Annotated in this window: 16 protein-coding genes, 1 tRNA gene and 1 pseudogene; 8 read left to right on the top strand and 10 right to left on the bottom strand. The window is 42.7% G+C overall.

What is annotated here, in order from left to right:
- Window positions 1–30: 30 nt before the first annotated feature.
- The 8 genes from RT422_RS08820 to RT422_RS08785 form a co-directional block, all read right to left on the bottom strand.
- A complete protein-coding gene (locus tag RT422_RS08820; RefSeq protein ID WP_313421997.1) occupies window positions 31–825 on the bottom strand; it encodes an enoyl-CoA hydratase/isomerase family protein in 795 nt (264 codons plus the stop codon).
- A gap of 103 nt (window positions 826–928) precedes the next feature.
- Window positions 929–2545 (bottom strand): carboxyl transferase domain-containing protein, encoded by a 1617-nt coding sequence (locus tag RT422_RS08815; RefSeq protein WP_050325262.1) that lies wholly within the window; start codon window positions 2543–2545, stop codon window positions 929–931.
- An 88-nt stretch (window positions 2546–2633) separates the two neighbouring features.
- A complete protein-coding gene (locus RT422_RS08810) occupies window positions 2634–4370 on the bottom strand; it encodes an AMP-binding protein (protein WP_100274279.1) in 1737 nt (578 codons plus the stop codon).
- Between the two features lie 442 nt (window positions 4371–4812).
- Window positions 4813–5205 (bottom strand): hypothetical protein, encoded by a 393-nt coding sequence (locus RT422_RS08805; RefSeq protein WP_198510440.1) that lies wholly within the window; start codon window positions 5203–5205, stop codon window positions 4813–4815.
- Between the two features lie 32 nt (window positions 5206–5237).
- Window positions 5238–5603, bottom strand: a complete 366-nt coding sequence (locus tag RT422_RS08800; RefSeq protein WP_076775523.1) for a SirB2 family protein — start codon at window positions 5601–5603, stop codon at window positions 5238–5240.
- A gap of 89 nt (window positions 5604–5692) precedes the next feature.
- Complete coding sequence (locus tag RT422_RS08795) at window positions 5693–6028, bottom strand: BolA family protein (RefSeq protein WP_284034896.1); 336 nt, start codon at window positions 6026–6028, stop codon at window positions 5693–5695.
- Between the two features lie 203 nt (window positions 6029–6231).
- Window positions 6232–6687 (bottom strand): DUF441 domain-containing protein, encoded by a 456-nt coding sequence (locus RT422_RS08790; protein ID WP_007116215.1) that lies wholly within the window; start codon window positions 6685–6687, stop codon window positions 6232–6234.
- A 277-nt stretch (window positions 6688–6964) separates the two neighbouring features.
- Window positions 6965–7789: a M48 family metallopeptidase gene (locus RT422_RS08785; RefSeq protein WP_409520122.1), complete on the bottom strand. Its 825-nt coding sequence runs from the start codon at window positions 7787–7789 to the stop codon at window positions 6965–6967.
- 358 nt (window positions 7790–8147) lie between these two features.
- On the opposite strand from RT422_RS08785, the gene RT422_RS08780 reads away from it, so the two are divergent.
- Window positions 8148–8223: transfer RNA gene (locus RT422_RS08780), tRNA-Gly, on the top strand.
- 380 nt (window positions 8224–8603) lie between these two features.
- Window positions 8604–10556 (top strand): annotated as a pseudogene (locus tag RT422_RS08775) (ATP-dependent helicase); the annotation flags it as partial.
- A gap of 201 nt (window positions 10557–10757) precedes the next feature.
- Here RT422_RS08775 and RT422_RS08770 read toward each other — a convergent pair.
- Window positions 10758–11012 carry a hypothetical protein gene (locus tag RT422_RS08770; RefSeq protein WP_036599476.1) on the bottom strand — a complete coding sequence of 85 codons (255 nt, stop codon included), beginning with the start codon at window positions 11010–11012 and terminating at the stop codon, window positions 10758–10760.
- Complete coding sequence (locus RT422_RS08765) at window positions 11009–11638, bottom strand: AAA family ATPase (protein ID WP_313421995.1); 630 nt, start codon at window positions 11636–11638, stop codon at window positions 11009–11011. The genes RT422_RS08770 and RT422_RS08765 overlap by 4 nt, the downstream gene beginning before the upstream one ends.
- A 196-nt stretch (window positions 11639–11834) precedes the next feature.
- Between RT422_RS08765 and RT422_RS08760 the strand changes: the two genes are divergently transcribed.
- The 6 genes from RT422_RS08760 (at window position 11835) to RT422_RS08735 (ending at window position 14801) form a co-directional block, all read left to right on the top strand.
- Window positions 11835–12668, top strand: a complete 834-nt coding sequence (locus tag RT422_RS08760; protein WP_313421994.1) for a protein phosphatase 2C domain-containing protein — start codon at window positions 11835–11837, stop codon at window positions 12666–12668.
- 17 nt (window positions 12669–12685) lie between these two features.
- Window positions 12686–13195, top strand: coding sequence for an opioid growth factor receptor-related protein (locus RT422_RS08755; RefSeq protein WP_284035299.1), 510 nt, complete (start codon window positions 12686–12688; stop codon window positions 13193–13195).
- A 13-nt stretch (window positions 13196–13208) separates the two neighbouring features.
- Window positions 13209–13973, top strand: a complete 765-nt coding sequence (locus RT422_RS08750; protein ID WP_219300714.1) for an ADP-ribosylglycohydrolase family protein — start codon at window positions 13209–13211, stop codon at window positions 13971–13973.
- A 93-nt stretch (window positions 13974–14066) separates the two neighbouring features.
- Entirely contained in the window at window positions 14067–14213 is a 147-nt protein-coding gene (locus RT422_RS08745) for a hypothetical protein (RefSeq protein ID WP_313421993.1), read from the top strand.
- Between the two features lie 99 nt (window positions 14214–14312).
- Window positions 14313–14525 (top strand): hypothetical protein, encoded by a 213-nt coding sequence (locus RT422_RS08740; protein ID WP_313421992.1) that lies wholly within the window; start codon window positions 14313–14315, stop codon window positions 14523–14525.
- 12 nt (window positions 14526–14537) lie between these two features.
- The gene (locus RT422_RS08735) at window positions 14538–14801 is read left to right on the top strand and encodes a hypothetical protein (RefSeq protein WP_036594453.1); all 264 of its coding nucleotides are present in this window, start codon (window positions 14538–14540) and stop codon (window positions 14799–14801) included.
- The last annotated feature ends 13 nt before the right edge of the window (window positions 14802–14814 follow it).

Raw genomic sequence — 14814 nt, 5'->3', positions numbered from 1 at the left:
CAGCTTTTTACCTCAGTTATTTTACCTGCGTCATTCAAGCCAGCTTGGTTGACGTTTTTGCAAGAATGACTGTACGCCTTCTTTACCCTCGGCAGATGCGCGGATATCAGCAATGCCTGCAACGGTATCTTTGATTAACTGCTCATTAATCTCCGCAAATGCCACATCCTGCACCAGTTTTTTACATACTTTGACAGCATTTGGGCTAGCATTAACCAAGTGTTTGACCAAGTTATCAAGGCTTTGTGTAAACTCTTCTTCATCCACCCGCTCATGGATAAAACCGATTTTTTTGGCTTCTTTGGCATCAAATACTTCAGCGGTTAAGAAGTACCGATGTGCGGCTCTTGCACCCATCGCACGAATCACATACGGGCTAATGGTCGCAGGAATCAAGCCAAGTTTGACTTCACTTAAGCAAAAATTGGCGTTTTTTACGCTAATGGCGATATCACAAGCCGCGACTAGACCCATACCACCGGCATACACATCGCCTTGAATGGCAGCGACAGTCGGTTTTGGACAGTGGTAGATGGTGGCTAGCATTTGCGCAAGCTTGCCAGCGTCTGCCAAGTTTTCATCGTGGCTATAATCCGCCATCGCGCGCATCCAGTTTAGGTCTGCCCCGGCACAAAAGGCTTTGCCATTGGCAGTCAATACCACCACACGCACTTCGTCTTGCTGAGCGCAAAATTGAAACACATCGGTCAGTTCTTGGATGACATCGTCATTAAAGGCATTGCGTTTGTCTGGGCGATTGAGGGTAATGGTCGCTACGTGCTGGTCAATGTCTAACAGTAGGCTGTCATAAGTCGGTAATTTCATCGTGTTTTTCCTTTTTCTTGTTGGGTAAAGTTGAAGCGTTTTTGATACTTGCTCAATGGTGACAGAACAAACAACCAAGACTTCTGATTTTACACGCTGAAAATTACATTCTAAATACACCAAAAGTGGTGTCTTCAATCGGTGCGTTATAAGCGGCACTTAAGCCGAGTGCCAATACTTTTCGGGTATCGGCTGGGTCAATCACCCCATCATCCCACAGTCTAGCCGAGGCATAATACGGATGACCTTGCTCATCAAATTGCTGACGCACTGGCGCTTTGAACGCTTCCTCGTCCTCGCTTGACCAGTGCTCACCTTTGGCATGGTACTGGCTGCGTTTGACCGTTGCTAATACCGACGCGGCTTGCTCGCCACCCATCACCGAGATACGCGCATTCGGCCACATCCACAAGAAACGTGGACTGTACGCACGACCACACATACCGTAGTTGCCTGCACCGAATGAGCCGCCGACAATCACGGTAAACTTCGGCACTTTGGCATTGGCAACCGCCATCACCATTTTGGCACCATGACGGGCAATCCCTTCATTTTCGTATTTGCGCCCGACCATAAAGCCTGTGATATTTTGTAGAAACACCAGCGGAATTTTACGTTTGCAGCATAGCTCGATAAAATGGGTAGCTTTTTGCGCTGATTCGCTAAATAAAATACCGTTGTTAGCGATAATACCCACTGGCATACCTTCAATATGGGCAAAACCACACACCAGCGTCGTGCCAAAACGGGCTTTAAACTCATCAAACTCACTGCCATCGACAATGCGAGCGATGACTTCACGGATATCAAAGGGCTTACGGGTGTCAGTTGGGATGATACCGTACAATTCTTTGGCATCGTATTTGGGGGGGCGCGGGGTTTTTTGCGCGGTAGCGTGGTGGATGGGTGTTTTTTGTTGGTTTAAATTGCCGATGATGTTGCGCGCCAGTGATAACGCGTGCAAATCGTTTTGGGCAAGGTGGTCAACCACGCCTGACAGACGGGTATGCACATCGCCACCGCCTAAGTCTTCCGCGGTCACTTCTTCACCTGTGGCAGCTTTGACCAGCGGCGGTCCGCCCAAAAAAATCGTCCCTTGATCTTTGACGATAATCGACTCGTCACTCATGGCGGGCACATAGGCACCACCTGCGGTACAGCTACCCATGACGACGGCGATTTGGGGTATGCCTTCGGCGCTCATATTGGCTTGGTTAAAAAAGATACGACCAAAGTGGTCTTTATCTGGGAATACTTCATCTTGGTTGGGTAAGTTCGCACCGCCAGAGTCCACCAAATAGATACATGGCAAGCGGTTTTCTCGCGCGATTTCTTGCGCCCGTAAATGTTTTTTGACCGTCATCGGGTAGTAAGTGCCGCCTTTGACGGTGGCATCGTTACACACAATCATACAATCAATGCCAGCGACGCGACCAATGCCAGCAATCACGCCTGCAGCAGGGATATCGGCATCATACATGCCATACGCTGCCATCGGTGAGACTTCTAAAAATGGCGTACCGGCATCTAGCAAGCGCTCGACACGCTCACGCGGCAATAGCTTACCCCGAGCCACATGTTTGGCGCGAGCAGACGCTGAACCGCCCTGAGCAATGACCGCAAGTTTGGCTTTGAGGTCATCAACGATAGTTTGCATGGCAGCGGCATTGGCTTGAAATTCCGCGCCATTTGGGCTTAATTTACTTTGGATAACCGTCATTGTAAATCCTAATTCTGTCAAAGGGTGCAGCTAAATTGCTATTAGATGCCCTCTGTATTTATGTTAAGTTTTTGCTGAAGTTGAAAATTTAGAGTCCCAATTCTTGTGTCATCGCTTCCACGATTTTGAATTTTTGAATTTTACCCGTGACGGTCATTGGGAACTCGTCGACAAACTTCATGTAAGTCGGTACTTTATAGTGTGCAATGTGATCTTTACAGAAATCACGGATGTCTTGTTCGGTTAAGTTGCTGTCTTTTTTGGGGATAATCCAAGCGGCGAGGACTTCACCAAATTTTTTGTCGGGTACGCCCACGATTTGGACGTCACGGATTTTTGGGTGGCGATATAGGTAGTTTTCGATTTCAACAGGGTAAATGTTTTCACCACCACGAATCACCATGTCTTTACTACGTCCGACGATTTTGACATAGCCTTCTTCGTCCATGGTTGCCAAGTCACCGGTATACATCCAGCCATCGACAATGGCTTCCGCCGTTTTATTGGTGTCATTCCAATAGCCGAGCATGATTGAGTAACCTTTGGTACACAGCTCACCTGTCTCACCGATGTCAAGCGTTTCACCCGTTTCTGGGTTGACGATTTTGACTTCTAGGTTAGGCTGTACCAGACCTACGGTTGAGACTTGTTTTTCAAGTGGCGTGTGCTGGTTGGTTTGACAAGATACCGGCGATGTTTCGGTCATGCCATAGGCAATGGTGAGTTCTTTCATGTGCATTTGGTCAATCACGCGGCGCATGACCTCAATCGGACAGCTTGAGCCTGCCATGATGCCGGTACGCAAAGTCGATAAGTCATAATTGGCAAAGTCTGGGTGGTCAAGCTCGGCGATAAACATGGTCGGTACCCCATGCAGACCTGTACATTGTTCTTTTTGCACGGTTTCAAGTACGGTGATGGGGTCAAAGCCATCATTGGGATACACAATCGTGCCACCGTGGGTCAAAATGGCAAGGTTGCCCAGTACCATGCCAAAGCAGTGGTAGAGCGGGACAGGGATACACAAACGGTCATCGGCAGTTAAGTTCATGGCTTCACCGATGAAATAACCGTTGTTTAAAATGTTGCGGTGGGTAAGCGTCGCGCCTTTGGGCGTGCCTGTGGTACCACTGGTAAATTGGATATTGATGGGGTTATTGGGGTTAAGTTTTTTGGCACGTTCCGCCACTGCCGGATCATCGGCATCGCCTTCGGCAATCCACGCTGAGAATTTTTGCATATAGCTAAAATCCTCAGTGGACTCTGGGCTGTCAATCCAGATGACCCGTTTGAGATTGGGTAATTGCACGAGCTCTAAATTTTGGTAGCTTTGGTGACGCGCTTCAGGTGCAAGCTCTTGAAGCATCACCGCATAGTCGCTAGATCTGAAGTGGCGCATCAATACCAGCACTTGGCAGTCGACTTTGTTGATGGCGTATTCAAGCTCAAAGATACGATAAGCGGGGTTAATGTTGACCAGTATAATACCGGCTTTGGCAGTCGCCAATTGCATGATGACCCATTCAACGTTGTTGTGTGACCAAATACCCACGCGATCGCCTTTTTGCAGACCCATACGAATCATGCTGCTGGCTAGCTGATTGACTTTACGCTGTAGTTCGCGGTAGGTGAGACGAATGTTTTGGTGCGCGGAAATTAAGGCGTCTTTATCGGGGTGTTGTTCCACCATCTGATCGAAAAAATCACCAATGGTCAATTCTATCAGTGGCGTGACCGGTCCTTTATCATAGCTTTGGGTGAGCGGGGCGTTGGCAGATTTCGCACCCATTACGATGCGTGGCAGGGTTAGCACGTCTTTGGTCATGGTAGCATCCTTACTATCGTGTTTTTTAGCGTGTTTTTCTATCGTTTTTTTGGGGGGTTTACTAAAGGTATTGACGAAAGCTAGTGAAAACTTCGTGTTTACCTGAGTAAAAATTTTTACCCACTGATTAATACCCAAGTATTCCTTGACTTAAAGTATTGTTCTCACACGCATTTTAATTCATTTTTTTAAAATTTTTACCGTGTTTAACCATCAATATGTGACATATTAATCAATAAATTATGGACTTGTCAATCTAAAACGAGACAATCTTTATCGAAATAAAAATTATCTTTAAGCTAAAAAAATATTCGATACATATTCAATAGGTATTCAATGACACTTACTACCCCTAAGCCAGCCACTGATTTGGTTGACCATAAAAAAACCCATCTCACTATGAAAGATGGGTTCTACACTCAACAGGGTAAAATGGGATAAATTATTTTTCGCTATAGAGTTTGATGCCGGTAGCAAAGGGACATTGTTTTAAGCGAGCGGCTTGTACCATCGCATCTCGTTGTCCCATAGCAATCGATAGATTATGACGGTTGCCGCCATTGATTGAGCCTAAGCCGACACTCACGGTAGGATAAATACCATGGCGATTGCCCGATACACCAATCCCGATACCTGAAGCTTGCAAGCCCGTGCGCTGATTGGCATTGGCATCAATGTATTGATTGACGCGCGTGTATTCATTGGCAAGCGCAACACAGTCATAGCTTTGGTAATTGTTGGCGGATACGTATTCAGGGGTAGGCGTGGTCATACACCCTGTCAAACCTGCCGTGGCGGCCGTCGCTAAAAGTATTGAGATAGCTAATTTTTTCATTATCCTACTCCCTTATGTTCACTGCTTTAGCCTTAAAATAGGTTGAGCGGTTTAACAAACGCCAGCGTCAAAATACCCATATAGGCAATAAAAGCAATCAACATACCTATTTTGGCTTGATTGGGCGTAGTCGTCTGGCGCGTGGCTTTGACAGTCGCCGAAATGGCAACAATGAGTAATACCATCTTGGCAATCAACCAGTGCGGCACTATACCTGCGCCAAACAATGGCATCGCCGTCACCGCGCCTGTTAAAATCACCAAGGCATACATCAGGTGTGCGCCGATTTTGGCAGATTTTGGCAAGCCTTGTCCTTTTGGTGCGGTAAATACCAACACGGCTTGCCACAAGAATAAGGCAATTAAAATCAATGCCATCAGCATATGTGCGTGTTTCATACATCAACCTTTTTTATAATAATATAGCGTAAATTAACTCAAGAGGTCTGTGGTTTTAGCTTATGTTGACACTCTTTTTTATCTGTATATTACCCTGCGTTTTGTCCTGCGCAATTGGGACTTTCGGGAGATTGTCCAACCGCTTGCCATTCTGCTTGTGTATAAGCATGAATTGAAAACGCGTGAATTTGCCCACCGCCTTGTGACAGTAACGCATGGATAAGTCCATATACCAACTGATGACGCTGTAACAAGCGTTTGCCTGCAAATGCCTCACTGACAATGGTCAGTTTAAAATGGGTTTCTTTGCCTTCAAAATAGCCAGCATGGCGCATCGACTCGTTTTCTAGCTGATAGACACTGGGCTGTAACGTTTGCAAACGCGCTGTCACGGCATCGGCAATCGGGGTAGCAAGTTGACTCATGTCGTCCTCGGTTCACTGATTTTATTCATCAAAAATGGGTAGTCAATGACAAACCTAACTGGTCACCACTTACCGCATTTTAGCCATTTTAGCATAGTTTTAAGGTAGCCTAATCTATCAAATTGGCTCGACTGGCAAAAATAATCTTGTGTCAATACCGCTCAAATTTTCTCTATGTTTGATGGCTCACTAGCTTCTATGGCTCACTTGGACCAATATAGCAAGGATAAAATACCCGCGGCAATTAACGGACCCACCGCCACCCCGCGAAACAATACCACCCCTGCTACTGTGCCAATCATCAGCCCCGTGACCACGTTGGGGTCAACTTTCATTAAATTCACCCCTCTTGCGCCCAGCCAAGTCACCAGCAATCCCACGGCGATGGCCAATAATGAGCGCCAACTGGCAAAAGAGGTCATCAAGGCTTTGCTACTGACTTGCTCGGAGGCGATAGGCGCAATGACCGCAATGGTGAGCAGCAAAATACCCAAGTTGAGTCCATATTGTTGAATATAAGAAAAGATAGGTTGGTTGTTGGGTAAAAATTTGATGATAATTAGCGCAGTCGCACTGACCCAAATCGTGGGATTGTGCACAAAAATACCGCAGCCCAAAATGACGAACAAGACTAGCAAATTAATATCAAGCTGATTCATGGATTTACCCTATAGCTGTGACCAAACGCTTATTATGCCACTGACAATGCCGCTGTGCTGTTGAGATATTTAAAAAACTTCAATCAATCGGTTTTTTGACAACTTGTTAGGCTTGCTAGATAAATTGATGGGTAGGTAAATTGTTGAGTAAATTGATGGGCAATGGATTATTGTGGATAAGCAAATTTTTAATCAACCCCAGGTTTTGATCACTAAATTTGCTCACTAAAAAAGCCAATATCAGCTAGATATTGGCTTATGACTTACGAAGTTAAAATTAACGGTAACGGCTTTGTTGGTACAACGGCATCACACGTGGTAATAATGATTGAATGGTGGCAATACGTGTTGAGCTCACCGGGTGGGTGCTTAAAAATTGAGGTGGCTCGCCGCGACCGCCCGCACTCTGCATTTTACGCCATAGGCTAACTGCTGCATTAGGGTCGTAACCTGCCCGTGCCATTAACTCTAGCCCCATCAAATCGGCTTCCGTTTCTTGGGTACGGCTATTGGGACGAGAAATACCCAAATCCCCAGCTAAGCCTGCTAACTGTGCCTGACCTTGAGATAAGCCTAAGACGCTCGCGGCAATACCAATCCCTGTTTGGGTTGCCACGTCACGCGATAGACGCTCACGGGTATGCTCACGTAATGCATGCGCCATCTCATGACCCATAATCGCAGCAATCTCAGCATCGGTTAGACTCAAGCGATCGATAATACCGGAGTAGAAGACAATTTTACCACCTGGTAATACGTGCGCATTGAGCTCATTACTTTTAATGACATGCACTTCCCAAGACCATTGTCTTGCATCGCTGCGATAGGCACCTGTCTGTGCAATCAGACGCTGAGAGATTTTCTCTAAACGTGCCAATTGGGCAGGATTAGTATCAAGCAGACCTTTGGCACGGGCAGCGGCAATTTCTTGTTGAAAAGCTTGATTTGAAAGTTGTTGCACCTGCTGGTTGGATACTACCAACAACTGATTGCGGTCAACGCCAATCGCACCCGTGTCAGTGGTGGTTGAGCAACCGGTGGCACCTACCGCAATGACCGATGCCGCCAGACTTGACATCATGAGTTTTTGTGAAATTTTCATCTTATCGTTATCTCCAAAAACAGCAAAAAAAACCAAGAAAAATAGGAAGTTTAGACGCATTATAGCGAAGTCGTTAAAAAACAATCTGCTGAGATTTGCAGTAATTGCGTAACGATAGATACATAGTGTGTTTCAGAGTGTGATGAAACAGGCTAATAATTATGGTTAGGAAGGGAAAAGGTCATACGAAAATAGGCAGCTAAAAAAGCTACTTTGCATTAAAAAAATAGTTAAAATTAAAAAAACGCATTTTTTTAAATTTTTTTTGCAAAAATGCTTGACGCAGTGTCAAAAATCCTTATAATACGCATCCACAACGACGCAACAAACATTAAAAATTGCTAGTTGACCACCTAATGCGGGAATAGCTCAGTTGGTAGAGCACGACCTTGCCAAGGTCGGGGTCGCGAGTTCGAATCTCGTTTCCCGCTCCAAATTCAAAAAAGCCACTTTACATTGAAGTGGCTTTTTTATTGTCTAAAAATCAATGACTTACCATTCATACTTCAAGATTTTTTCATTAATTTCAATGACTACTTTTTCTAAATTTGTCACACAAAAAAATCTGTGTGACAAAATTGTGCCAAATTTGTGCCAAGCCTAAATTTGAACCCCAAAATTTGTGACCCCGACCGTGAAATTATTGTTTAGTACTACTTTAAAAGGTACTAAACTGCTTTTTTATATGTGAACTAATTAGTCACAGCCTTAAATTATTAAAAAAACTATAGGTTATCTAAAAGTTTCTAAAACATTAGACAGTCTTTAAATAATTTGCTAGCTTAAAATCAAGCTATCAACTCCGAATTCTTCTATGACCATCAACAACCTCCTTGCCGAACTTAACCCAGCCCAGCGCAAAGCTGCCACCACTAATGCACAAAACACCTTGGTATTAGCAGGGGCGGGTAGTGGTAAGACCAAGACTATTGTGGCTCGGGCTGCCTATCTGATTAGTCAAGGCGTCCCTGCTAACGAGATTCAGATTGTCACCTTTACTCGCCGAGCCGCATCTGAGATTGTTAGCCGTGTTGAAAACCATCTAGGCGCACAAGCCGAAGGACTACGAGCCTCCACTTTCCACACCTTTTGTTTAAGTATCTTACGTCGCTATCCAAAAGTATTTGACTTAAAAGGCTTTAACGTCATTGACCGTGATGACCAAATCATGATGTTCAAACTGTTACGTGGCAAACTCGAAGACAAACGTAATAGTCAAACTACGTCAACCGGTAAAACCATCACCTTTCAAAATCGACGTCAGCAATCTGTGGGTGAAAAGCTGCCCAAGGCTAAAGAACTGGCTGACTTATACTCCTATGCCCGCAATACCCAAACCAAATTTGAAGATGCGCTGTATAAGCAGCTACCCGACTATCAGCCAGTGATGGATGAGATAAAACTTATCATGGCAGGCTATCAAAAACAAAAGCAAGAACGTCACTATCTTGATTATGACGATATCCTAGAATATGTCGCTAAATACTTAAATGCTGATGAATGGTTATTAGAAAAAGTAACCCAAACGACCAAATATCTACTGGTTGATGAAATGCAAGATACCAACCCGTTGCAGTGGTTACTGCTGCAACCCTTTATTGGACGCACGCAGCTATTTTGTGTTGGAGATGATGCTCAGTCGATTTATGGCTTTCGCGGGGCGGACTTTGAAAATATTCATAGTTTCAAAGAAAGAGTACCTGATGCCGAAGTGCTAACACTGGATTTAAATTATCGCTCTACCCAAGAAATTCTAGATTTATCCAACTGGCTGCTGGATCGAAGTGAGCTTGATTATAAAAAACGGCTTACCGCACATCGTGGTGAAGGGATTAAACCGGTACTGCATAGTTTTGGCAATGAGTTCGATGAAGCGCGTTGGCTAGTCAAAGATTTACAACAGCGCTATAACAAAGGCAATCCGTGGCATCATCATATGATATTACTGCGTTCCGCTTTTTCTGGCAGACAGCTAGAAAGTGCTTTGATTGAAACCAATATTCCTTATGTCTTTATCGGGGGTACTAAGTTACTGGAAGCGGCGCATGTGAAAGACTTAATTAGTTTGCTACGAGTGACGGTGAATTACCTAGATGAACTTGCATGGATACGTTTTCTCACCCTTTGGGATGGTATCGGTGATGCTGGCGCAGGTAAGCTCGTTAATGAGTTTTTAACCCAGCCTGATTTAACCGCTTGTATCGATATTCTAGATAAAAAAAGCAAAGTACCCAAACCTGCCATTGACGCGTTAAAGCAACTAAGCGAATTACAACACTTACCTGAGCAAAGTATTGATATTGCCTTTGCGGCGTTACATGACCAACTGCAAAAGAACTATGAAAAACGCGATTGGGAAGCGCGGGTAAGGGACTTTGATTTGGTTAAACAACTGGCTAGACGTCATGATACGTTAGCGGATTTTATCGAAGCTTATATTCTTGAACCTATTTCCCACAGTGAAGTCACTAAACAAGACAATGATGATTTGGTGACGCTGATTACCATTCACTCTGCCAAAGGCGCAGAGCGGGAAGTATGCTACATTATCAATGCTTCGGTCGGACAGTATCCGCATATGCGAGCGCAAGACAGCTTTGACGAAGTGGAAGAAGAACGCCGTGTGCTGTATGTAGCGATGACCCGTGCCAAAGATGAGCTGATTATCACCCGGCAAAACCTAAATACGTGGGCGACGAGTCGTGTGGATAGTCAAAACCGCATGATTGAAAGTTACTTTTTAAGTGATGTGCCTACTGACTTGCTACCGAATGATATGGGTATGCGTTCATTTACAGATAGAAGGGATAGCTTTGAAAGCCATCGACCGCTTAAGAATAGACCCGTGATTGGGCTGGATTTAGGCGATGACTCTGATGATGTTCCTTTTTAAGTGATTTTATCCAAAAATATACTATCTAATTTTAAAACCAATAGATAACTAATTTAGTTCTAAATTGAAATCTAATTAATTATCTTTTAATGCCAACTGCTTAAGTGCATAACGAATAATACCGCTATGGGTTTGCCCATATTTATCCGCAAGCTCAACCAACAAATTATACTCATACTCATTTAACGGCAGCGTATGTGACTTAAACTTACGCGGTGCTTTTGGGTTTGGTGCAGAATCTTTCTCATTTTGAGGGATTTCATTTGCAGCAATCCCATTAATAAAATCATCTTCAGAAATTGGGGCATCACTCACTCGACGTTTAATCATAATGATAACTCCTGCATCAAGGCTTTAAATTCAGTCGCCGCTTTGGCATTATTGGCTTCAATCACCCCTTTACCCTCAGCTAAAACATCACGGTAAATCTTACGATCATGAATCACCGTGGCTAACGGTTTTAATATAGGAAAGTCTGATAAGTAATCGTTAGCTTGTCCAATTTCTTTATTGGCTTTATTGGTGGGTGCTAAAGTTAGTAAGCCATAAGATTTTAACTTGTCATTAAAACTGCTAGCCTGATCAATCACTTCCGTCAAATGCGGCAGCGTATCTAAATCAAGCTGAGATGGTCTAAAAGGCACAATCAACATATCTGCTACTAACATCGCTGTGCGTAGTTCTTTGCTATCATGCCCTGCCACATCAACGACCACATATTCATAACGCTGTTTTAAATCTTTGAGCGTGCTTTTAATATCGCCATAGCGCTGAATACAGTGAACCTTTGGCAAAGTTGTTTCGTCTCTATCTCGCACCCAATTGGCAGCGTTTTGCTGAGGGTCGGCATCCACCAATATGACATCACAGCCTTTTTGTGCTAAACCGCAAGCTAAATTAATGGCAATGGTGGATTTGCCACAGCCACCTTTCTGACTGCCTAATAAAATAATCATGGTATAAATACTCTTAAAGCAATACTGATTTAGAACTAAATTAATATCACATCAGTAGTTAAACAATGTTGTAATGCAACTAATTATATACTGCTTAAAAAGTTAATCAAACATTTTTATAAACTTGATGAGATAGAAATTATTTTTCTAGGTAAGTTTGTATAATGAAATGACAAGACTAAAAGAAGGAAGATTCATGCCTCTATTATCTGCCCAACTTTGTGCAATTAGCTTTCAAGGCAATGCCAGTAATGGTTTGCAGCAAGATGCATTTTTTCTGATAGATGATTATTATCAAACGCCATTAGGGATTACTGAAATTCAGACATGTGAAAAGGATTTTTGTGTGGCAGTTGCCGATGGGGTGGCGCAGTCAAATCTTTCTCAGCATGCAAGTCTTAGCGCGGTAAAAGCCGTCAAAAAGCTTTGGCATAGTTATCACAACCAGAAAAATCCAACTGCTTTTAGGTCAATGCAATCAATCTATGAGCAAATTGCCAATGCACCGAGCAAATATTATGGTGCGATGACAACGTTAGCGCTGGCTTATCGATTAAAAGATAGTGATGAAATTGTGATAAAACATGTAGGTGATAGTCGGGTTTATTTACAGCGATCTGATGCTACAACTAACAACGGTTGGCGATGTATTACCCGTGACCATAACCTACTGAATCAACTGGTTGACGACAAGGCTGAAGCTGAAGGTAGAGCTGCTGATTTTAGTGAATACAATAAGCTAGGTATGGCAACGGCTTTATATACCATCACCGATTATTTAACCATTGATAGTGATGAGATTAGTAATCCAATGCCAAGCTATGATAGCCAAATTTTACAGGTTAAAGCAGGGGATTGCTTAGTGGTCTGTAGTGATGGGGTGCATGACTTAGTGTCATGTGAAGAATGGTCCACGATTGATGAGCAGACAGACTTACAGGATTGGCTAAAAAATCTTCGCAAGCAAATCTATGTCTCACAAGGTCGGGCTTATGATAATGTCACAGTTATTGTCATAAGATTCTGTTAATAAAAGATGATAAATCGATGAGTCAGATTACCCAATTTTTACAGAGAAAAGTGTCTGATAATAAAGGACGCCAATTGGCCGATATTTGGGCATTTAGCGATTTTCAGTTGGAACACACACATAACTACATTCAATGGTTATTCCCGATTGATAAACCGAGTGCCAATAACCGTTATGCACCTGTATTAACAGAAAATGATATAGAACTTTGTCGTCAAGATATGAGGATACAAGAAAATTTAATTTTTTCCTTCAATATGATGCTTAAGTTTTGGGGCATTGAGCGACAAAACTGTCAGTTTATCTTGATAGCTAATCAACCTCAAAATCATAAATTATGGCTAACTCGCTATAACCATAATCAACTACGAATCAGTCGTGTGATTAGAAGTTTAGGACTACTTGGACAAATTCAACTGGCGAAAGACTTTCAGTATTTTGTGATTAAAACCGCTTACGATTCGCAAAAAGTCAGCGAAGAAACGATGCAAAATTGGTTGATAGCCTTTGATGCCAGTAGTGTTTAAAGAGGATTAAAATATGTTAGGCGCAATTATTGGTGATATAGCAGGCTGTGTCTATGAGCGAAGACCGCCTAAAACACCTGAATTTCCACTGATGCATCCATTTAGTCGCTATACCGATGATACAGTATTAACGATAGCAATTGCTACGGCTCTACTCGATAATACTTCTTACAATCAAGCGCTTTATCAGTTTGCAAGAGCTTATCCAAATCGAGGTTATGGCAGTACTTTTATTCGGTGGTTTACATCATCAAATCCCCAAAGCTATAACAGTTTTGGCAATGGTTCGGCGATGCGAGTTAGCCCAATTGGTTTTATGGCACAATCAAGGGAATGGGCATTATCAGAAGCTGAAAAGTCGGCCAGTGTTACCCATAATCATCCAGAAGGGATTAAGGGGGCGCAAGCCGTTGCATTGGCGATTTATTTGGCAAGGCAAGGAGCATCCAAGGATGAAATTCGTGAGCAACTTACCTTACAGATTGGCTATGATTTATCAAGAAGCTATGAAGATATTCAACCCACTTATACGTTTGATGTGACTTGTCAGGGGTCAGTGCCTGAAAGCATTATCGCGTTTTTAGCATCAGAAAACTATGAAGATGCCATTCGAAAAGCTATTTGGCTTGGTGGGGATGCGGATACGATGGCTTGTATCGCAGGGGGTATCGCTGAAGCTTATTATGGAGAGATACCTGAGTATTTGATGGATGAAGCGATGAAAAAGCTACCACAGCAATTTAAAGATATTATTACCGCTTTTTACCAAGCGATTTAAAAACAGATAATGTCATGTAAAAAGATAAGACAAAGAATCTTTTCAGATTAACCTGCGATATCACGATTCATTTCAATAAAAGAAGAAGAAACAATGCAGAATAAATATAAGATTATGAGTGATATCTTTGCTAGGGAAAGTTTAAGCATTGACAAATATGAGCCAAATAAAGTTGCTAATGGTTTAAACCATGCGACATTTTTTGTTGTTAGCAATGATATTGATGTGACTGATTTATAACGTTATCGAGAACAGACTGAGTCGCAATTTCCGATAGGCATTAACACTACTGATAATGAATATGCTTGTTTAAACATAGCGGATAATGTATTGCATTGCTTGCCTGAAGAAATTGAACTCGCCATGCTTGCTTTTAAATTAATGATTAATGGGCAATGTTTTATCGGTATCGATTGGTATGACGTAGCCACAGCAATTTCTAGCGGACGTCATATTGATTTTATACATAGTCATGCAGTCGGTGCAAACTGTGTTGGAAACGCCTGTGATAACTTAATCCAAAAATTGCACGAGACAGAATTAGATAAGTAAAGAGTAGGCGCTATGATTAGCATTTTTGCTGATTCAAGTTTCACTTTTGAGCATCAAGAAATCATTACTAATAAACTCAATGATAGTTTAAGTGTTGATTTAGTGAATATTTATTATCAAGTCAATTTCTTTGATGAATTCAATCATTGGAAAACAGGCGAACAAGGTTGTTGCATAGGGATGTTTTTGATTTCTTCTGATAAGGATTATAAAGAGCATGATAGTAATGAAGCGCAAAAAGATACTGCAATTCAAGCCTATTTAAAAAGACAATGACGATAAAAAATGA

The sequence above is a fragment of the Moraxella sp. CTOTU49803 genome, from assembly GCF_032097965.1.
GTDB classification, from domain to species: Bacteria; Pseudomonadota; Gammaproteobacteria; order Pseudomonadales; family Moraxellaceae; genus Faucicola; species Faucicola tetraodonis.
The sequence above is the reverse complement of the archived record's forward strand: the minus strand, read 5'-3'. Positions and strand labels throughout refer to the sequence as shown.